General features: G+C 67.1%; 17 protein-coding genes. 10 read left to right on the forward strand and 7 right to left on the reverse strand.

The genetic code is table 11. The annotated features are described in order from the left end of the window. Window positions 1-317: 317 nt before the first annotated feature. Both nosP and FFK22_RS34035 read left to right on the forward strand, forming a co-directional pair. Entirely contained in the window at window positions 318-1,421 is a 1,104-nt protein-coding gene (gene nosP / locus FFK22_RS34030) for a nitric oxide-sensing protein NosP (RefSeq protein ID WP_186002808.1), read from the forward strand. A 2-nt stretch (window positions 1,422-1,423) separates the two neighbouring features. After that, entirely contained in the window at window positions 1,424-4,111 is a 2,688-nt protein-coding gene (locus FFK22_RS34035; RefSeq protein WP_138892295.1) for a NahK/ErcS family hybrid sensor histidine kinase/response regulator, read from the forward strand. A gap of 276 nt (window positions 4,112-4,387) precedes the next feature. Here FFK22_RS34035 and FFK22_RS34040 read toward each other — a convergent pair whose 3' ends face one another. The 6 genes from FFK22_RS34040 to FFK22_RS34065 all read right to left on the reverse strand — a co-directional run bounded on the left by FFK22_RS34040 (window position 4,388) and on the right by FFK22_RS34065 (window position 9,745). After that, on the reverse strand, window positions 4,388-5,020 hold the full coding sequence (locus FFK22_RS34040) for a MucR family transcriptional regulator (protein WP_138892296.1): 633 nt from the start codon (window positions 5,018-5,020) through the stop codon (window positions 4,388-4,390). A gap of 362 nt (window positions 5,021-5,382) precedes the next feature. Further along, window positions 5,383-6,036 (reverse strand): response regulator transcription factor, encoded by a 654-nt coding sequence (locus FFK22_RS34045; RefSeq protein ID WP_221939058.1) that lies wholly within the window; start codon window positions 6,034-6,036, stop codon window positions 5,383-5,385. 119 nt (window positions 6,037-6,155) lie between these two features. Next, a complete protein-coding gene (locus FFK22_RS34050) occupies window positions 6,156-6,899 on the reverse strand; it encodes an SDR family NAD(P)-dependent oxidoreductase (protein ID WP_138892297.1) in 744 nt (247 codons plus the stop codon). A gap of 15 nt (window positions 6,900-6,914) precedes the next feature. Continuing rightward, entirely contained in the window at window positions 6,915-7,931 is a 1,017-nt protein-coding gene (locus FFK22_RS34055; protein ID WP_138892298.1) for a hydroxyacid dehydrogenase, read from the reverse strand. Between the two features lie 36 nt (window positions 7,932-7,967). Next, entirely contained in the window at window positions 7,968-8,693 is a 726-nt protein-coding gene (locus FFK22_RS34060) for an SDR family oxidoreductase (protein ID WP_138892299.1), read from the reverse strand. Window positions 8,694-8,695: 2 nt separating this feature from the next. Continuing rightward, window positions 8,696-9,745 (reverse strand): LacI family DNA-binding transcriptional regulator, encoded by a 1,050-nt coding sequence (locus FFK22_RS34065; RefSeq protein WP_221939059.1) that lies wholly within the window; start codon window positions 9,743-9,745, stop codon window positions 8,696-8,698. Window positions 9,746-9,967: 222 nt separating this feature from the next. Between FFK22_RS34065 and FFK22_RS34070 the strand changes: the two genes are divergently transcribed. The 8 genes from FFK22_RS34070 (at window position 9,968) to FFK22_RS44570 (ending at window position 17,985) form a co-directional block, all read left to right on the forward strand. Continuing rightward, window positions 9,968-11,254 carry an ABC transporter substrate-binding protein gene (locus tag FFK22_RS34070; protein WP_186002809.1) on the forward strand — a complete coding sequence of 429 codons (1,287 nt, stop codon included), beginning with the start codon at window positions 9,968-9,970 and terminating at the stop codon, window positions 11,252-11,254. Next, window positions 11,251-12,186 (forward strand): carbohydrate ABC transporter permease, encoded by a 936-nt coding sequence (locus tag FFK22_RS34075; RefSeq protein WP_138892302.1) that lies wholly within the window; start codon window positions 11,251-11,253, stop codon window positions 12,184-12,186. The genes FFK22_RS34070 and FFK22_RS34075 overlap by 4 nt, the downstream gene beginning before the upstream one ends. 50 nt (window positions 12,187-12,236) lie before the next feature. Further along, the gene (locus tag FFK22_RS34080) at window positions 12,237-13,082 is read left to right on the forward strand and encodes a carbohydrate ABC transporter permease (RefSeq protein ID WP_221939060.1); all 846 of its coding nucleotides are present in this window, start codon (window positions 12,237-12,239) and stop codon (window positions 13,080-13,082) included. Between the two features lie 4 nt (window positions 13,083-13,086). Beyond that, window positions 13,087-14,187 carry an Ldh family oxidoreductase gene (locus FFK22_RS34085; protein ID WP_221939061.1) on the forward strand — a complete coding sequence of 367 codons (1,101 nt, stop codon included), beginning with the start codon at window positions 13,087-13,089 and terminating at the stop codon, window positions 14,185-14,187. A 31-nt stretch (window positions 14,188-14,218) separates the two neighbouring features. Further along, the gene (locus FFK22_RS34090) at window positions 14,219-15,034 is read left to right on the forward strand and encodes a sugar phosphate isomerase/epimerase (RefSeq protein ID WP_186002810.1); all 816 of its coding nucleotides are present in this window, start codon (window positions 14,219-14,221) and stop codon (window positions 15,032-15,034) included. 188 nt (window positions 15,035-15,222) lie between these two features. Next, entirely contained in the window at window positions 15,223-16,173 is a 951-nt protein-coding gene (locus tag FFK22_RS34095; protein ID WP_138892305.1) for a gamma-glutamylcyclotransferase, read from the forward strand. Between the two features lie 217 nt (window positions 16,174-16,390). Then, on the forward strand, window positions 16,391-17,236 hold the full coding sequence (locus FFK22_RS34100; protein ID WP_138892306.1) for a hypothetical protein: 846 nt from the start codon (window positions 16,391-16,393) through the stop codon (window positions 17,234-17,236). A gap of 617 nt (window positions 17,237-17,853) precedes the next feature. Further along, window positions 17,854-17,985 (forward strand): hypothetical protein, encoded by a 132-nt coding sequence (locus tag FFK22_RS44570; protein ID WP_306770213.1) that lies wholly within the window; start codon window positions 17,854-17,856, stop codon window positions 17,983-17,985. Between the two features lie 121 nt (window positions 17,986-18,106). Here FFK22_RS44570 and FFK22_RS34105 read toward each other — a convergent pair whose 3' ends face one another. Then, entirely contained in the window at window positions 18,107-19,384 is a 1,278-nt protein-coding gene (locus tag FFK22_RS34105; RefSeq protein WP_138892308.1) for a hypothetical protein, read from the reverse strand. Between the last annotated feature and the right edge of the window lie 131 nt (window positions 19,385-19,515).

The following is a 19,515-nucleotide window of genomic DNA, read 5'->3' on the forward strand; positions in this document are numbered from 1 at the left end:
AGCCACGGCTACGGCGGCACGCGTCTTCATCGGTTTCCTCCTGTCTGTCGCGCCGTCCGGTGCGGGCGCGTGCCCGGGTCGCGCCACGGCCGTTCGAACCGGCGCCGGAACCTCGGGAAAACCGTAGCGGCAAAGAAACACCGGCCGGAATAGGACTTTGGCACAAGCGGATTCCAGGTCGATAATTGGACCTTGGATCAGTGGTCCCCGCCAGAGGGGCCCGATAAGGTTCTGGGGAGGAAGCAATGTCCCAAGCCAGCCAAGCCCAGGAGAGGACGGCCATCGTCGCCCCAAGCGGCATCCGTCGAGGAATGAGCATGAAGGCGTCGACGGAGGACGCGGTCGAGGAACTGCTGGCGGCGATCGCCCAGGACCGGATGGAGATGGTCCTGCTGTTCTGCTCGCCCACCTACGACCTGCCCGCGGTCTTGGCCGAGATCAGCCGGCGCGCGCCGGAGGTGCGGGTTCTGGGCTGCACCACCGCCGGCGAGATCACCCCGGCCGGCTACCGCCAGGGCACGATCACCGGCATGAGCCTGTCCGCCGACCATTTCGCCACCTCGGTCCGGCTGATCGAGCCGATGAGCTTCGAGATCGCCGACGGCGCCGCCGTCACCAAGACCCTGCTGGCCGAGCACGAGGCCCGCCATCAGCACCGCTTCGACCCGTCGCGCACCTTCGCCCTGCTGATCAATGACGGGCTGTCGATGCATGAGGAGATCATCGTCAGCGCGCTGGGCGACGCCCTCGGCGAGATCCCGCTGGTCGGCGGCTCGGCCGGCGACAACCTGGCCTTCCGCGAGACCGCGATCTTCCTCGACGGCCGGGTGCATTCCAGCGCCTCGCTGCTGGTGCTGGTGTCGACCGACCTGGCCTTCCGGGTGTTCGAGCGGCAGCATTTCCACGCGCTGGACCAGAAGATGGTGGTGACCCGGGCCGACCCGGCGCGGCGTGTGGTGATGGAGATCAACGCCGAGCCGGCGGCCGAGGAATATGCCCGGCTGATCGGGCTGGAGCCGGCCGAGCTGACGCCGCTGGTCTTCGCCTCGCACCCGCTGGTGGTCAAGGCCGGCGGCCGCCACTATGTCCGCGCCATCCAGCGGGTCGACGAGGCCGGCTGCCTGCATTTCTTCTGCGCCATCGACGAGGGAATCATCCTGAGCGTCGCAAAGAGCGGCGATCTGGTCGCGAATCTGGCCTCGCTGTTCGATGAGTTGCGCGTCGAATTGGGCAGCATCGACGCCGTGATCGGCTTCGACTGCGTGCTGCGCTATGTCGAGATGGAACAGCGCCAGATGCTGACCGAAGCCTCGAAGATCATGGCCCAGAACAACGTCGTCGGCTTCAACACCTATGGCGAGCAGTTCGGCATGATGCATGTCAGCCAGACCTTCACCGGGATCGCCTTCGGGCCGGGCTGAGCATGGGGCGGGAGGCGGCGCAACAGGATCGGACAGAGGTCGGCCAGGAGGCCGAGCTTCGGCGCAACATCGCCAAGCTGTCCGAGATCAACCGCGCCCTGATGCAGCGGGTCGAGCACAGCCTCGACATGCAGGGCAACGCCTATCAGCTGTTCCAGACCGCGATCCTCCTGGACCAGAAGGTGCGCGACCGGACGCGCGAGCTGGAGCACGCGCTGAAGGCGGTCGAGCAGTCGAACCTGGAGTTGAGCGAGGCGATCGTCGCCAGCCGCACGGCGCAGAACCGGCTGCAGGACGCGATCGACAGCATCTCCGAAGGCTTCGCCATCTTCGATCCGGACGACCGGCTGGTGCTGTTCAACCGCCGCTTCCTGGATTTCTGGCCGCGGCTGACCGACAGCATCCGGCCCGGCCTGTCGCTGGGCGCGCTGATCCGCCTGGGCCTCGACGCCGGCATCATCCAGTCGGACGGGATGACGCCGGAGGCCTGGATGGCCGAGCGCCGGCTGCAGCGCGCCACCACCCGCGACGGCGGCGCCCAGCGCTGGGTCTACGCCCTGGCCGACGGGCGCTGGGTCCAGGTCAACGACCGGCGGTCGACCGAGGGCGGCATCGCCTCGATCTACACCGACATCACCGACGTCAAGGACGCCGAGCGGCAGGAGCGCGAGAAGGCGCTGGCCGAGCGGTCGGCCCATCTCCAGGCGACGCTGGAGAGCATGTCGATCGGCGTTGCCGTGTTCGACCGCGACCAGCGCCTGGTCACCGCCAACCGGCGCTATGGCGAGCTCTTGGAGCTGCCGGCCGAGCTGCGCCGCGCCGGCGCCTCCTACCGCCGGTTCCAGGAGTTCAACGACGCCCGCGGCGCCCCGGCGCTGGGCACCGCCTCGCCGATCGGCCCGGGCTCGGCCCGCGGCGTCACCCGAGGTTCGGGCCCGCCATCCGAGGTGGCGCTGAACGGCCGCTGGTTCGAGGTCAAGGGCGACCCGATGCCGGATGGCGGCTTCGTCACCTCCTATGTCGAGATCACCGAGCGCAAGATGGCCGAGGAGGCCCTCTTGGACAGCGAGCAGCGCATCCGGCTGTTCGCCAATGCGGTGCCGACCATGATCTCCTATGTCGACCGCGACCAGCGCTACCGCTTCGTCAACCGCGCCTACCGCGCCGCCTATGCGCCGAACGGCACCCCGATCCTGGGCCAGACGCTGCGCGCGGTGCTGGGCGAGGCCGAATACGCTCCGCGCCAGCCCTTCATCGATCGCGCCCTGGCCGGCGCCACCGTGACCTTCGACCTGCCGCTGCCGGGATCGGACACTGAGCCGCGCTTCGGCTTCGCCACCTATGTGCCGCATCGCAGCCACCGCGACGAGGTGGTCGGCTTCTTCACCCTGATCCAGGACATCACCGAGCGCCGGCGGGCCGAGCGCATCCTGGAGGCGGCCAATGAGGAGCTCGAGCGGCGGGTGCATGAGCGCACCGCCACCCTGTCCCGGCTGAACGAGGCGCTGTCGGCGGAGGTGGAGAAGCGCCGCCGCATCGCCCGCGAGCTGCGCGTCGCCAAGACCGAGGCCGAGCGGGCCAACATCAGCAAGACCAAGTTCCTGGCCGATGCCAGCCACGACCTGCTGCAGCCCTTGAACGCCGCCCGGCTGTTCGTGGCGACGCTGGAGGACACCACGCTGCCGACCGAGGGCGAGGCGCTGCTGGGCAAGATCGACCATGCGCTGGAGAATGTGGAGGAGTTGCTGAACATCCTGCTCGACATCTCCAAGCTCGATGCCGGCCGGGTCGGCGCCAGCCTGCAGAGCGTGCCGCTGCCGCCGCTGATGGAGGCGCTGCACGACGAGGTCGCGCCACTGGCCCAGCGCAAAGGCCTGGACTTCACGTTGCTGCCCTGCTCGCTGACCGTGTCCTCCGACCCGCAGCTGCTGCGCCGGCTGCTGCAGAACTTCCTGACCAATGCCGTGCGCTACACCCCTGCCGGGCGGATCCTGTTCGGCGCCCGGCGCCGCGGCGGCAAGGTCGAGCTGCAGGTGATCGACACCGGCATCGGCATCCCGCAGGAGCGGCTGGACGAGATCTTCGAGGAGTTCCGCCGGCTGGACGGGCCGGAGGGCAAGGCCGAGCCCGGCCAGAAGGGCTATGGGCTGGGACTGTCGATCGTGCGCCGCATCAGCCGGCTGCTCGGCACCGAGGTCAAGGTGCGCTCGACCGTGGGCCGCGGCTCGGCCTTCTCGGTCGTGGTGCCGCTCGCCGACCCGGCGCAGGTTTGCACGGGTCCCCAGCCGGTCCCGGTCGCAGTGGTGCCGGGCGCGGTCGACCGGGTGCGGGTGCTGGTGATCGACAACGACCCCGCCATCCTCGACGGCATGACCCGGCTGCTGCGCAGCTGGGGCTGCCGCGTCGCCGCCGCCAGCGGCCGGGCCGGGGCGGAGGCGCAGATCGGAGCGGAGGGCTTCCGGCCGGACATCGTCCTGGCCGACTACCACCTCGACGCAGGGCAGCGCGGCACCGAGCTGATCATCGCCCTGCGCCATGCGCTGGACGAGGAGATCCCGGCTGCGGTGATCACCGCGGACCGCAGCCCGGAGGTGCAATCGATGGTGCAGGCGCTGTCCGGGGTCAGCCTGCTGACCAAGCCGATCAAGCCCGCCCGGCTGCGCGCCCTGATCGCGTCGGCGCGGCGGTGAGGCCCCTCCACAGGCAGACACAGCCCGCGAGGTTTTAGAGCGGAATGGTCGAGTCACCTCGGTGCATTTGGGCAGAGGCTGACGGATGTCGAGCGTCTTCGTATTGCCTCTCCCGCCTGGCGGGAGAGGCCGGGCATCCGCAGGACGACCGGGTGAGGGCTGGTCCCGGCCTCGACAAAATCCCCTCACCCGGAGCCGCTTCGCGTCTCCGACCTCTCCCGCAAGCGGGAGAGGCAACACCTCACCATCACGGCGCGCCTGAGATGACGAAATAGGTCAGGTGACGGCTGCCGAAGTCCTGGAACGCCGTCCCAGCTTCCGGGCCTTGGCGCGGGCCGAACACATCTCGGTATAGCCCGGCGCGGTCATCGGATAGCTCGCGGGCAGCCCCCACCGGTCCCGGTATTCGTCCGGCGTCAGGTGGTACGCCGTCTTGAGGTACCGCTTCATCGACCGGAATCGCCGGCCGTCCTCCAGGCAGATGATGTAGTCGGGCGTGACCGACAGGTCGATCGGGACCGCGGGACGGCGGCCGGTCTCCGACGGCCGCTCCGGCTCCCGGTCGGTGGTCGAGATCTCCTCCAGCACGCCGTGCAGGTCGGCGATCAGCTTCGGCAGCGCCCGGCTGTCCACCGAGTTGCGGGCGAGATAGGCCAGGACGATGTCGACGGTCCAGGAGACGGCGTTGCCCTCGCCCCGCTCCGCCGTGGACCGGAATGCGGCCGTCGGCTCGACCGCGACCCGGCCGAGCTCCTCGCCGTTTCGCGCCGGATCATCGGACGGAGTTTCGGCTGACCGACCCGGAGTCGGGCCGTCTTTCACCCCGGTCGAGCCCCAGGCCTGGCCCGGCCTTCGATCGACACCCCTGGCAACCGCTGTCTGCGCGATCGCATCGACGACGGGGATCATAGCGGGATGCTCGGGGGCTTCGGAGTTCGACAGCACGATCAACGCCTCGCAACAATTATACTCTGAATTTCAAGAAGATTGCGCCAAATGATTGCAGATATTTGTCGTATCATTTCTGATTGCAACCGGGCACGCGAGATTTGTAACCGAATGTTGCTGGCTGAAAAACTTACAAGCATTTAATCTCGTAATCTAAATAAATCCCATTTCCACTGAATCGCAGTACTGAAATCCTATATTTCAAGGATTTTATCCCTATCACCGACGCCGTTGGCGAACCTTCAACAATAACGGGTCTCGCCGTGACGTCATGACGTTGGACTCGCTAGCCGCGAACCCAACCTGCGACTGGGAGGCCGGCCTCAGAGGGCGCGGCGGTACTTCTGGAACAGGATCACCGCCTGGGTGCGGCTGGAGACGCCGAGCTTCTGCAGCAGGCTGGAGACATGCGCCTTGACCGTGGTGATCTGGACGTCGATGGCATAGGCGATCTGCTTGTTCAGCAACCCCTCGGCCATCAGCTCCAGCACCTTGCGCTGCTGGTTGGTCAGCAGCTCGAACCGGCAGCGCACCGCCTCGTCCAGCGGCTCGTCCTCCTCCAGCTCGCCCGGCCCGATCACGTCGAGCCCTTCCGACGGGGTGTAGCTGCCGCCGTCGAGGATGGTGGAGATGGCGGAGACGATGGCGTCGCGCGACAGCGACTTCGGGATATAGCCGACGGCGCCGGCATCGAAGCATTCGCGCATCACGAAGCTGTCGGCCAGGGCCGAGATCACCGCCACCGGCACGTCCGGCCGGCGGGTGCGCAGCGAGCGCACCCCCTTGACCCCGTTCATCCCCGGCATGCGGAGATCGAGCAGGATCAGGTCGATGTCCATCACCGAGGCGATGCGATCGACCGCTTCGCCGAAGGTGCCGCTCTCGAGCACATCGACCTGGTCGTCGAGCGACTTCAGCGTGCCGACCAGGGCCTCGCGGAACATCGGGTGATCGTCAGCGACCAGGACCGTGCGCATCGGCGACATCCTTGTCTCGGCGGCAAGTGCGGAATTGAACGCCGCGGGACTCGGCGGGTCAAGCAAGAAGCATCGGCCTTGGCCTTTGGTCCAAGGCGGGGCGAACCCCGCCCGCCGCGTCAGAAGCCCATGCCGCCGTTGATCTGGATGATCTCGCCGGCCAGGAAGGAGGCGCGATCGGAGGCCAGGTACAGCACTGCCTCGGCCACGTCCTCCGGCGTGCCCTCGCGGCGCAGCGGCGTGCGCTCCACCACCGCGGCGCGGCCTTGCGGCGTGTTGAAGACGTCGTGGAAGCGGGTGCCGATCAGCCCCGGGGCGACGCCGTTCACGCGGATGCCGAGCGGCCCGACCTCCTTGGCCAGGCTGCGGGTATAGGTGGCGACCGCGCCCTTGGTGGCGGCGTAGTGCGAGGCGCCGGGGCCGCCGCCATCGAAGGCGGCCAGCGAGGCCATGGTGACGATGGCGCCGGTGCGGCGCGGCTCCATCGACCGCAGAGCCGCCTGGCAGCACAGGAAGGTGCTGGTCAGGTTGACCGCGATCGCCTGCTGCCACAGCTCGAGGGTGGTGTCGACGCAGCGGCTGCGCTGCAGCAGGCCGCCGGCATTGGCGAACAGCACGTCGAGAGGCCCGAACTCGCGCTCGGTGCGGGCGAAGACCTCGGTTACAGCCTCCGGCCGGGTCAGGTCGGCCGGCAGCGCCAAGGTCTTCGACCCCAGCTCGGCCGACAGGGCGGCCGCCTCGTCCCGGCTGGTGGCGTAGGTGAAGGCGACCCTGGCGCCGGCCTTGGCGAAGGCGCGGGTGGCGGCGGCGCCGATGCCCGAGGCGCCGCCGGTGACGAGCACGACCTTGTGCTGGAAGCTCATGATCGGGTTCCTCTCTCAAGCCATCGTGGCGAGCATCGCCGGCGTCACCCGGTGGCGCAGGGGCTCGCCGGCCAGGAAGCGGCGGATCTCGTCGACCGTGGTCGCCCCCTGCCGCTTGTGCGAATCCGCGCTGTGGCCGGCGGCGTGCGGCGACAGCACCACATTCGGCAGGCTGCGGAACGGGCTGTCCGCCGGCAGCGGCTCCTGGTCGAAGACGTCGAGCGCGGCGGTGAAGCGGCCGGTGCGGAGCGCGGCCAGCAGCGCCGCCTCGTCGACCAGCGCCGGGCGGGCGGTGTTGATGAACAGGCAGCCGTCGCGCAGCCGCGCCAGCTGGGCGGCGCCGATCATGTGCCGCGTCTCCGCCAGCGCCGGGGCGTGCAGCGAGACGATGTCGCAGCCGGCCAGCAGTTCGTCGAGGCTGGCGCGCTCCACCCCGAGCTCCGCCGCCTTCTCCGCCGTCAGATACGGGTCGGAGACCAGCAGGCGGCAGCCGAAGGCCCGGAACAGCCCGATCACCAGCCGGCCGACATAGCCGGCGCCGACGAGGCCGACCGTCTGCGCCCCCAGGAGCCGGCCGAGATGGCGCTGGCGCAGGTCGAGCCAGCCTTCGCCGGCCTTCATCCCGGCGTCGTGACGATGCGGCTCGCGCAGGATCGACAGGGTCTGGGCGATCACGAACTCGGCCACCGATTCCGCGATGTTGACCGCGGCGTGGGAGACCTGGAGGCGGCCGCTCTCGATCGCCGCAGCAGGCACCAGGCGGCGGACGCTGCCGGCGGAATGGGCGACCAGACCGAGCCCCGGCCGGGCGGCCAGCACCTCGTCGCCGAGCGGCGGCGTGCCCCAGCCGGTCAGCGCGGCGACGGCGCCGTCGAGCAGCCGGGGCAGGTTTTCCGCCGTCAGCTCGCCCGGGCCCGGCGCCCGCACCGTGGCGGCGGCGGACAGCGCCTGCTCCGCCGCGGGTGGGATCATCTGCGCCCGCATCTCCGGCGTCAGCAGCAGGGCCACCAGCGGCCTCGATCCTGTCGACATCTTCACTTCCTCTGATTGGGCTCTGATTGGGGCCGGTCAGCTCCGGCTCGGCTGCAGCATGATCTCGGCGACATGGGCGCGCGGCGGCAGCGCCATGACGAACAGGCAGGCGGCGGCGACATCCTCCGGCTGCAGCGCCTTGCGTCTCGCCTCCGCCGGCACCGGCACCGGGCGCTTGTCGAGCAGCGGCGTGTCGGTCATTCCGGGCAGGATCACGGTCAGGCGCAGGCCGTTGTCGCGCTCCTCCTCCATCACCGCATGGGACAGGGCCATGACCCCGGCCTTGGTCGCCTGGTAGGCGGCGCCGGAACGGTCGGGCCTGCGCGCCGCGACCGAGGCGATGTGGATGATCAGCCCCTGGCCGCGGCCGCGCATGCCGGGCACCAGGGCGCGGGTCAGGTTGAAGGCGGCGGTGAGGTTGGCGTCGACCATGCCGGCCCAGCTGTCCGGCGTCAGCTCGCCGAAGCCCCGCTTGACGATGTTGGTGCCGACCGAATTGACGACGATGTCGATCGCCGCGGCATGGGGCGCCAGCGCCGCCTCCAGCCCCGCCGCATCGGCGGCATCGGCCGCGATCACCACGGCGGGTCGGTCTGGCGCGATCTCCCGGATCTCGGCCGCCACCGCGCCCAGCCGCCCCCGGTCGCGGCCGAGCAGCAGCAGCGAGCCCCCTTCCCGCGCGGCGGCCATCGCCGTCGCCCGGCCCATGCCGCTGCCGGCGCCGGCGACCAGGATCGTCCGGCCGGAAAGCACACCCGCCATTGTCAGCTCCCTTGTTTCGGCGGCGCCGTCGAGGCCCGCACGATCAGCTGGGGCATGGCGCTGACATGCGCCTCCTGCCCCTCGTCGGTGCCCTCGAGCACCCGGATCAGCGCCCCGACCGAGGCCTCGGCCATGACGGCCAGCGGCTGGCGCACCGTGGTCAGCGCCGGATGCACCACGGCGGCGAGGTCGACATCGTCGAAGCCGACGATCGAGACGTCGCCGGGGATCGAGGCGCCGAGGTCGCGGGCGCCGGCATAGGCGCCCATGGCGTACATGTCGTTCACCGCCACCACCGCGGTCGGCGGGTCGTCGCGGCTGAGCAGCTCGCGGATGCCGATGCGGCCGAGCTCCGGCCCCTCGGTGTCGCCATAGCCGCCGATGCCGGCGCCCTGCCAGACCAGGCCGGGGTCGAGCGCCAGCCCCGCCTTGGCCATCGCGGCCTTGAGCCCGTCGAGGCGGCCGGCGCGGCTGGAGGTCTTGATCGGCCCCGACAGGAAGCCGATGCGGCGGTGGCCGAGGCCGACCAGGTGCTGGCCGGCCAGCCGGGCGCCGAGCTCGTTGTCGACGCTGACGCTGCAGGCCACCACCGCCTCCGCCCCCTGGCCCCTGCGGTCGAAGGCGGCGACCACCAGTCCGCGCCTGGTCAGATGGGCGATGTGGTCGAAGGACAGCGGCGAGGAGCTGAAGATCACCCCGCGCACGCCGGAGGACAGCAGCGTCTCGGCATAGCGGGCCTCCAGCTGCGGGTCGCGCTCGGCGTTGCAGAACAGCACCTTGTAGCCGAGCGCGGTGGCGGCGCGCTCGACCTTGTGCGCCAGCGCCCCCCAGAACGGATTGGCGACCGAGGGCACGATCAGCCCGATGGTGCGGTTGCGGCCGGATTTGAACTGCTGGGCCAGCGCGTTCGGGGTGTAGCCGAGCTGCTCGATCGCCCGCAGCACCCGCGCCCTGGTCTCGGCCTGCATGCGCCCGTGCCGGCCGTTCAGCACGTTCGACACCGTGCTGGCCGAGACGCCCGCCGCCCGCGCCACGTCGAGAATGCTCGCCACGATCCCCCGTGCCATCCATTGGTACAACGTTTTATCACGCATAGCGCCGAGCCTGCGCTGATGTCAAACGGTCGATCGCAAAACGACGCGAACGTCGCAAGAATCCTCCGTGTTGACTCGTTCAGCGATGTTGGTGTTACGTTGCACCAACCGAGCAGGAACGAGCCGGTCATGGTGAAGGGCGCGGCAAGCGCACCACCGCCCATAGGGGGAGGACCCGACATGTCCAGGAGACTGAATCGACGCGATGCCCTGCGGCACGGCGCTGCGCTGCTGGGCGGGATGACGCTGGCCGGAGTGGCGCCGCGCGCCTTCGCCCAGGATCGCATCCGCTTCGGCGGCTATGTCGAATCGCAGGAGCAGCTGAAGCAGACGCTGGCGACGCTGAAGGCCTATACCGACCGCAATCCGGGGGTCGAGATCGTCCCGGAATTCACCAGCTTCAGCGCCTTCACCGACAAGCTGGCGACCGAGGCCGCGGGCGGCAACGCGCCCGACATGTTCAGCGTCAATGTCGACCTGCTGGGCGAATACGCCCGGCGCGGCGTGCTGGCGCCGCTGAACGGCTATATCCCGAAGCCGCTCGACCTGTCCGACTATGTCGACGGGGCGATCAAGGCCGGCACGCTGAACGGCCAGCTCTATGCCATCCCGAACGACTGCATCGCCCCGGCGATCACGGTGAAGACCGCGGTGTTCGAGGAGACGGGCGTGCCGATGCCCGACCAGATGTGGACCTGGGAGCAGCTGGCCGAGACCGCGGTCGCCATCAGCAAGGCCAAGGGCAAGCGCTTCTGGGGGCTGGAGGATGCGGGGTCGAACTACATCCCATGCGACGTCTTCCTGCGCGGCATGGGCAAGTCGATGTTCACGCCGGAGCGGCAGTTCAACTTTACCCGCGAGAACCTGGCCGAATGGTTCGCCTATTGGGGCCGGCTGCGCGACGCCGGCGGCATCCCGCCCGGCGAGGTGCAGGCCCTGGCCAATGGCGACGACCCGGCCCTGACCGGCCTGATCTCCGGCCGCGCGGCGATGTTCGCGTCGCTGACCGACAGCTTCGTCGGGCTGCAGGCGCTGACCGAGGACGACCTGGTGCTGCACATGCTGCCGAACGGGTTCAAGGGCGGCACGCTGGCCCAGCACCACTATACCTATGCCGGCAACTCCACCGGACTGTGGACCAAGTCGCCGCAGAAGGACCGGATCATCGACATCATCCGGTTCATGCATTTCGAGCCGGCGGGGATCGAGCTGTACTACCGCGGCAGCGGCATGGTGCCGGCGTCCAAGGCCGGCCGGGCGGCGCTAGCCGATGAGGGCACCGACGCCGACCGCAAGATCATCGCCTATATCGACCTCTTGCAGCAGAACCCGGCGCCGCCGCGCTATCCGGGCATCACCGGGATGTCCGGCATGCTGCGCCGGGCCAATGAGGCGGTGGCCTTCGGCAAGATGAAGCCGCAGGAGGCCGCCGACCAGTTCATCGGCGAAGCCAAGGCGCGGCTGTGAGGCGGCGGGGCCTCGGCCCGCGGGGCGCCACCCCACGGGGTGTCGGCAGTACGGCGGAGCAGAACGGCGCCGCCTTCCTGTTCCTGGCGCCGTGGATCGTCGGCGCCCTGTGCCTGACGCTGGGGCCGATCCTGGCGTCGCTGTACCTGTCCTTCACCAGCTATGACCTGTTCAACCCGCCGGTCTGGGCCGGGCTGCACAATTACGAGCGGCTGCTGTTCGAGGACCCGCGCTACATCCAGGCCGTCAAGGTCACCTTCCACTACGTGTTCCTGTCGGTGCCGCTGAAGCTGGCCTTCGCCCTGGCCGTGGCGGTGATGCTGAACCGCGGCATCGCGTTCCTGGGGATCTATCGCGGCCTGTACTACCTGCCGTCGCTGTTGGGCGGCAGCGTCGCGGTCGCCATCATGTGGCGGCAGATCTTCAGCTATGACGGGCTGATCAACCACGTGCTGCTGTGGTTCGACATCGACGGGCCGAGCTGGATCTCGAACCCGGACACCGCCCTCTACACCCTGGTCAGCCTGGCGGTGTGGCAGTTCGGGTCGCCGATGATCATCTTCCTGGCCGGGCTGAAGCAGATCCCGCAGGATTTGTACGATGCCGCCGCGGTCGACGGTGCCGGGCCGGTAACCAAGTTCCTCAGGATCACCCTGCCGCTGCTGACGCCGATCATCTTCTTCAACTTCGTGATGCAGATGATCGGCGCGTTCCAGGCCTTCACCCCGTCCTTCATCATCAGCAACGGCACCGGCGGGCCGGCGGATTCGACGCTGTTCTACACCCTGTATCTCTACGAGCAGGGCTTCACCAACTTCCAGATGGGCTACGCCTCGGCCATGGCCTGGATCCTGGTCGGGATCATCGCCACCGCCACGGCCGTGGCCTTCCTGTCGGCCCGCTTCTGGGTGCATTACGGGGACGAGCGATGACGGCGGCATCGGCCCGTGACGAGGCGCGGATGCGAGCCGGACGGCAAGGCTTGCCTTTCTGGATGGCCGATGTCCGGCCGAAGCGGATCATGATCCACCTGGCGCTGATCGCCGGCGCCATCGTGATGATCTACCCGCTGCTGTGGCTGGCCAGCAGCTCGGTGAAGCCGTCGACCCAGATCTTCTCCGACCCCGGGCTGTGGCCGGCGAAGCTGCGGCTGCAGAACTACGCCGATGGCTGGCGCGGCGCCGCCCTGCCCTTCAGCGTGTTCTTCGGCAACTCCTTCCTGATCTCGGCCCTGGCGGTGATCGGCAACGTCATGGCCTGCAGCCTGGTGGCCTATGCCTTCGCCCGGCTGAACTTCCGGTTCAAGCGCACGCTGTTCGCCCTGATGCTGGCCACCATCATGCTGCCGCTGCACGCGACGCTGATCCCGCAATACATCCTGTTCCACGGCCTGGGCTGGGTGAACACGATCCTGCCGCTGGTGGTGCCGAAGTTCCTGGCGGCCGACGCCTTCTTCGTTTTCCTGATGGTGCAGTTCATTCGCGGCATCCCGCGCGAGCTGGACGAGGCGGCGATGATGGACGGCGCCGGGCCGTTCCGGATCTACCGCTCGATCATCCTGCCGCTCCTGACCCCCGCCCTGGTCACCACCGCGGTCTTCTCCTTCATCTGGACCTATGAGGATTTCCTGACGCCCTTGGTCTATCTGACCGACATGGCCTCCTATACGGTGCCGCAGGGGCTGCGGCTGTTCATGGCCTCGACCGGCGTCTCGGCCTGGGGCCCGATGCTGGCGATGTCGCTGCTGTCGCTGGTCCCCCTGTTCGTCCTGTTCTTCGTCTTTCAGCGCCGGCTGATCGAGGGGATCGCGACGACCGGCCTGAAATGAACCGATGGGACCATCGATGCTGATCCGCCACGACACCCTGACCCAGCTGGTCGGGGACATCTTCGCCGCCCAGGGCTGCAGCGCCGCCGAGAGCGAGCGCATCGCCCGCTATCTCGTCGCCGCCAACCTGACCGGCCATGACAGCCACGGCGTCATCCGCGTGCCGCGCTATGTCGGCATGCTGGCCAAGGACGAGGTGCGGCGCGACGTCACCGCCGAAATCGTCACCGACACCCCGGCCTTCGCCCTGGTCGATGGCGGCTACGGCTTCGGCCAGACGGTCGGGCCGCAGGCGGTGCAGCTGGGCATCGACAAGGCGCTCAAGGGCGGCGTCGCGGTGGTGGGGCTGCGCCATGCCGGCCATCTCGGCCGCATCGGCGAATGGGCGGAGATGGCGGCCGCGGCCGGGCTGTGCTCGCTGCACTTCGTCAATGTCGCCGGCAGCGAGCTGGTGGCGCCCTTCGGCGGGGTCGAGCGGCGCTTCTCCACCGCCCCCTTCGCCGCCGGCTTCCTGGTGCCCGGCCGGGCACCGGTGATCCTGGACTTCGCCACCTCGCTGGTGGCCGAGGGCAAGGTGCTGGTGGCGGCCAATGGCGGCAAGCCCCTGCCCGAGGGCGCGCTGATCGAGCCGGACGGCACGCTGAGCCGGGACCCCGACACGCTGTACGGCCCGGCCGTCCCTGGCAGCGCGCGCAACGCCCAGAGCGGCCCCGGCGCCATCCGCGCCTTCGGCGAGCACAAGGGGTCGGGCCTGGCCCTGATCTGCGAGCTGGTGGCCGGCGCCCTGACCGGGTCGGGCTGCGCCGGGCCGGGGCCGCGCCGCTTCTGCAACGGCATGCTGTCGATCTACATGGCGCCCGGCCAATTCGGCTCGGCCGAGGAGCTGGCGGCGGAGACCACGCGCTACATCGACTATTTCAAGGCCTGCCGACCGGCCGAGGCCGGCGGCGAAGTGCTGCTGCCCGGCGAGCCCGAGGCGCGCCGCCGCGCCGAGCGCATCGCCGGCGGCGTCACGCTGACCGACGAGGTCTGGCGCAGCCTGGGCGAGACCGCCCGGGCCGGCGGCCTCGACATCGCCCGATACCCGATCCTGCCGGCGGCCTGAGGGCGCCGGCGCCGCATCCCTGGAGGAACCAGTGTCCGAGCCCATTCTGACCGTGTTCACCAAGCCCTGGACGGGCCCGCTGCCGCAGCTGGCCGACACGGTGGCCGGGCTCGGCCTCCAGGGGGTGGAGCTGCCGGTGCGCCCCGGCTACCAAGTGACGCCGGAGACCGCGGCGAGCGGCCTGCCCGCCGCCGCCCGCACTTTGGCGGCGCGCGGCCTCTCGATCCGCAGCATCGCCGGGTCGATCGACGAGGCCACGGTCGCCGCCTGCGGCGAGGCCGGGGTGCCGATGATCCGCATCTGCGTCGCGGTCGACCCGGCCGTGGGCTTCCGCGCCACGGTCGACGACTATCGCCGGCAGTTCGACGCGCTGCTGCCGGCGCTGGAGCGCCACGGCGTGGCCATCGGCATCCAGAACCATTCCGGCGCCCAGATCGGCAGCGCCGCGGGGGTGCTGTACCTGATCGAGAAGTATGATCCGAAGCATGTCTGCGCCGTGCTGGACATGGCGCATTGCGGCGTGGCCGGCGAGCCGACGGAGCTGGCGGTCGACATCCTGTCCGACCGGCTGCGCCTGGTGAACTTCAAGAGCGCCTATCAGCGCCGGCTGACGGCGCCGGAGGAGGACGCGGTCTACAAGGTGCACTGGACCACGCACCAGCACGCCGCCTATTCCTGGCGCGGCTTCGTGCAGGCCCTGCGCAAGGTGGGCTATGAAGGCGCCTGGTGCCTGCCGGCCGAGTACAGCCACCCGAGCGGCCAGGGCCAGCGCATGGGCGACGAGGTGCTGCCGTTTTTGCGCGGGGACATCGCGCATCTGAAGGGGCTGCTGGGGAAGGTGGGGTAGCAGAGAGAGCCTGACGTTGGAGTTCCGACACCCCTGCCGCTTTCTACCTCTTCTCGGGCCTGGAAGCAGAGGGCTCCACGTTTGGAAGTTGGTAGCATAGCAGTCCGTCGGCTGACCAGTTGCGGCCGGCAAAGATCGCTGCCGAGCCACCGGAACTACGGTATCCTCGTCCTCCGGAGGTAGGGCATATGACGAAGAAGAAGAAAAAATCACCTGGGGAAGAGCAACTTACGTTCCTGCCTGACCAGCCTCTCCCACCGGAAGCGCTTGAGAAATACACTCTAAACCACGATCCGCACGAAGAGGCGGAGATCGCGCGGTACGTGAACATAGAATGTCATGGCGACGAGACCGTCCAATACGTGGAATTGATTAAAACTGAGTACGTCGTTGGGCAACGCTACGATGCCTGGGATGTTCACACCGATAAGCAGCGCTGGTGGGTTCTAACTAACCTGACAAACCTCTACCCACAGAACCATTTTCCAAGCCTCGACTATACTCTTTCCTTTCACATTGGGCTTATGCAACGCATGATTGCCCGGCAGCAACGCGAAGCCGGCGGTCGCAAGCCAGACCCCTTCGATGAAGTGTACCGCCGTCGTGATGAAATCGGCGATCTAATCATTGAGGCAATCGAAGCCGAGGAATTTCAGTCTGCCGGCATGCGACTGCGCGAATGCCTAATCACCCTGGTCGGGGCTGTACGGCGCAGAATCGAATTACCTGCTGGCGGTGAGTTTCCTAGAGACGCCGATGTACCAGGATGGAACGAAATATTAATCAATCATCTTTGCCGTGGCGGGTCCAACAAGACACTGCGGCAGTATCTAAAAACGACATCAGATCGTACCTGGCAACTCGTCAACTGGCTGACCCACGATCGGGACGCCAACATGACGGAGGCGATCATCGCGCACGAGGCGGTAGGCGTCCAAATCGGACACTTCGTCCAACTGGCGATCCGCGATCTAGTCGATCTCGTTGTGCAGTGCCCGAAGTGTTCCTCTCGGGACGTTCGTTCATACTATGACCCGGCGATCGCGCCCGATGGCGACTATTATCAGAGATGCAAGGCTTGCGACTGGGACGATCACCCGGGCCACCCGAACGCGAACGGGGATGAAGTGGGTACCTGAGAAAGGCTGCACGTCCGGTTTCTTCGACAGGCTCACCAATGGGACCTCACGGATGGACAAGGCCAGTACATGGGCGATGAGGTGTTGCCCTTCCTGTGCGGATATATTGCTTCTGAGGAGGCAGTTGGTAGGGCCGAGCCTTGCGAGCGAACGATGAGGGTGGCCTGAGAGTATGCTAGGCTAGCTTCCAGAATAGTTATGATATAGGCCAAGTGGAATGAATATCTACGAACAACGCAGCGAGATTACCCGTCTGTTCCACAGGGAGCTGGAGACGAGTTACATTGTTGTATCCGGCCCGGATCATCCTTTGCTGATCGAAGGCCCCGATGTACTGGTTGGCGGCGAAGGCGGCATGCTGGCGATCTTCATGCCAAAAGCAAAGGAGCGCGCGAGACCTGATCAATTGGAAGTTCGCTTCATCCTAAGTCGGCTCGCGCTCCCGCCGGATGTACGACATGTCATGATCCTCAATGAAGCGCCATATAGCCGCGCCATCGAATTGCTTGGCCGCAATTTTGCTATAGTACTCCGATGGGACAGCAGGCGAGACCTCGCGAAGATTGCGCGTGATAAGCAGTTTGTAGGCAAGCAACGACTACTTCCGCCAGAGGTCACTGGATTCGCCCGACATCGATTCGCAGATGCTTTACAGGTGACGCGAGTTCTCCAATGGATCAACCGATCGTATGAGCGTGAAAGGGTCCACGACGACTCGCGCCAACGGCGGCCGGGGAAGACACCATTCAAACACGTTGGGCCTGGCCTGCTGTTCACGAGTTTTGGCTGGGGCGCCCCCAACGGCACAGCGATCCGAAGCCTCACTGACAGAACCACGTTGGCCGGCTTTGCTCTTGACAATGGCGTGCCGTACCCAACGCGGGAGGACGACTATGGCCTCGCCGTGGTCAATCAGTTGCCGGAGCACCGCGGCGATCCCGACAAGCTAATCAGAGCCGCTGCATTCGCGGGTTGGAGCTTTATCCCAGAGGAGCAGCAGCACCGGGTCGACGCAGTTGCAAATCGGCTTCAGGAGCGCCGGAACTCTAGGCCAGTCGGATGAGCATGACGTCAAAAAGGCTCCAAACGCTGAGAGTCTTGAATGCAACCGCACAATCCCGTTCGGGGCTGCGGTCCTTCAACCATGTCGACCACGAACTCCAAGAAATCGGACGCTCAACGAAAATTTCTCCTGAGAGAAGAAAGTATCTACTTCAGGTATTCCATGGGATGAGAGCACTCGAATCAGCTCTTAAGGAAGTAGTTCGCAGCCATGGCATTCCCCCCAAAGATACACTCGGGGGCGTTCTCTACCAGCTAAACGGATTCCCTGCACACCACCCAGCGCACTTGAGCGCAAAGGAACTTAGTCGTTTTTTGAATAAAGTGAAAAATGCTAGAAACAGAATAATGCATCAAGCCAACACATTTCCGAATAGCGCAAAGGAAACAGATGCAATCTTGGGCGAAATTGCCGCTTGCTTCACCCTGCTTGTTCGCTGACATGGTTATGAATGCCGCTGTCGGTGATAGATCAGGCAACGGCTAACCGCCAACCTGCGGCTCCAGCACCAAGCCTCAAAACTCCAATGCCAGAAAGCCGGCGCTCGAAGGTAATTTGAAGCCCCACCCCTACGCTACGGTTGTTTGTGTACAAACAATAGCCGCCGGGAGCGTTTCATGTCCGTCATCCTGAATCGGCGCCGGTTCGGCGCCCTACTCGGGGCCGGGGCACTGCCGCTGCGCCGGGCGCGGGCGGCCGAGACCATCTATGTGGAGCAGGGCTCCGGCACCGACAAGGCCGGGCCCTGAAGGCCCTCGCCGGGAAGGCCGGCAGCGAGGTCAGGCACGACCGCTTCAACTCGAGATGCGGACCAGGCTGCGCGACACCGGCCGCAGAGGGCGGGGCCGGCCGCCCACGGCAGCTGCTGAGTCAGGAAGCGATGATCGGGACACGCTCCATTTCGAGCAGGATATCCATCAGAGTTCTATGATGGAATTCGAAGCCACGCCCATCGATCAGCCTCGGCGTTCCTATATTGGCGTAAGGTGTGAGCCGGTGGAAGAAGTCGGCGCATCTCGAGATATCGACCCGCACGTCAAACCCGGCATCGGCGAGCGATTGCGCATTGCCGATGATCTGAGTGATGTTCCGGGACAGCGTCATTATCGCGACGCCTCTTGTCCAATCTTCTTCCGATGCCACGGCCTTCAGCGCCGCAAGGCATCTTTGGACCAGCGACGACACCTTCGTGTGAAGACTGTCCAGTGTCTGACGCCAACGCGTGATCAATGTTTCGTACCGCGCGGTGAGCGTGGCTTCCGTGACATCCCTGAACGAGGTAGCCGTGAGCTCGTCGATCCGGCTGACGATCCCGTCGCACAAGGCCTTCTCGGCATTGAGGGCGCGCCAGCTGTTCCGAATCTCCAGAGCCAGCCTGCGAACGTGATCGGCTTGGCCGTGGAACTTGCCTGCCTCCAGGCACGCCGCCTTCGCGGCTTTGTACCGTCTTTCCCATTCGGCAAGGGAAAACGGCTTCGGGTTCATCAGCGAGAGCTGATCCCATGGCACAGCGGCGTATAGCGTCTCCAGCTCCCTCAGGGCCTGGCCCATGCCGGTTCTGCGGGTCTTGGCCAGGCGACCCCTGTTCCGCGCCCAATGCTGGCTTGTCAGGACCTCGTCGAGCGGAGGGGCCACGTAGACGGGCTGGCTCGCGATCGCCGCCGCATTGGCGGCCGCCTGGCGCCGCCGGTCGAAACCGGCCTCCGGCCCCGACAAGACCTCGTCGACCCGCCCGAACCGCGCCGGCTGGCCTGCGGCCGCCTCGGGCGGCAAGGGGGGCAAAGCCTTCTCGCGTGGATCGACGCCCGCAGTCTTCTCGAATGATGGCGTGATTGCGTTTGCTGCGGACGGCGGAGCGCCTTGGGCCGACAGTCCTGTCGAAGGGGGAACTGCAGGATGGTCGCTCCGCCCGACCCGACCACCATCCGACAGTCCCGCCCGCCGGGGCAATTCGGATGAACGACTGAACGCGGCCAGCTCTTCCTCCGAATGGAACATCCGTCCGCTGCCGTCCGGCAACAATGGCAGCGGCCTGGTCGCCGGCCGGTCGTTCCGGGGAATGCTGCATAGCTCGCCCACCCAGCTCTCAAATGCATCGAGGCCGGTCTGCGAGAGGCTTTCAGCGGGGGAGGACTTCCGGTCGCGCATCGAATCCGTTTCCGTGAGATCTGGGACCATGAACCGGCGGCGGCACAGCCGCCGGGAGGATCGAACGATGCTGAGACTTGGGTGCTCGCATCGCTTCGGCCGAGCCCTTTCCGGTTACGGATGCAGCAGAG

This window comes from Mycobacterium sp. KBS0706, assembly GCF_005938675.2.
GTDB lineage: Bacteria > Pseudomonadota > Alphaproteobacteria > DSM-16000 > Inquilinaceae > Inquilinus.

Excerpts from the sequence above, each read along its gene's own strand:
- FFK22_RS34100 (WP_138892306.1), top strand. The coding sequence starts at position 16,391 with ATGAATATCTACGAACAACGCAGCGAGATTACCCGTCTGTTCCACAGG.
- FFK22_RS34035 (WP_138892295.1), top strand. The coding sequence starts at position 1,424 with ATGGGGCGGGAGGCGGCGCAACAGGATCGGACAGAGGTCGGCCAGGAG.
- FFK22_RS34040 (WP_138892296.1), bottom strand. The coding sequence starts at position 5,020 with ATGATCCCCGTCGTCGATGCGATCGCGCAGACAGCGGTTGCCAGGGGT.
- FFK22_RS34050 (WP_138892297.1), bottom strand. The coding sequence starts at position 6,899 with ATGAGCTTCCAGCACAAGGTCGTGCTCGTCACCGGCGGCGCCTCGGGC.
- FFK22_RS34060 (WP_138892299.1), bottom strand. The coding sequence starts at position 8,693 with ATGGCGGGTGTGCTTTCCGGCCGGACGATCCTGGTCGCCGGCGCCGGC.
- FFK22_RS34095 (WP_138892305.1), top strand. The coding sequence starts at position 15,223 with ATGACGAAGAAGAAGAAAAAATCACCTGGGGAAGAGCAACTTACGTTC.
- FFK22_RS34055 (WP_138892298.1), bottom strand. The coding sequence starts at position 7,931 with ATGTCGACAGGATCGAGGCCGCTGGTGGCCCTGCTGCTGACGCCGGAG.
- nosP (WP_186002808.1), top strand. The coding sequence starts at position 318 with ATGAAGGCGTCGACGGAGGACGCGGTCGAGGAACTGCTGGCGGCGATC.
- FFK22_RS44570 (WP_306770213.1), top strand. The coding sequence starts at position 17,854 with ATGTCCGTCATCCTGAATCGGCGCCGGTTCGGCGCCCTACTCGGGGCC.
- FFK22_RS34105 (WP_138892308.1), bottom strand. The coding sequence starts at position 19,384 with ATGCGCGACCGGAAGTCCTCCCCCGCTGAAAGCCTCTCGCAGACCGGC.
- FFK22_RS34045 (WP_221939058.1), bottom strand. The coding sequence starts at position 6,036 with ATGCGCACGGTCCTGGTCGCTGACGATCACCCGATGTTCCGCGAGGCC.
- FFK22_RS34070 (WP_186002809.1), top strand. The coding sequence starts at position 9,968 with ATGTCCAGGAGACTGAATCGACGCGATGCCCTGCGGCACGGCGCTGCG.
- FFK22_RS34085 (WP_221939061.1), top strand. The coding sequence starts at position 13,087 with ATGGGACCATCGATGCTGATCCGCCACGACACCCTGACCCAGCTGGTC.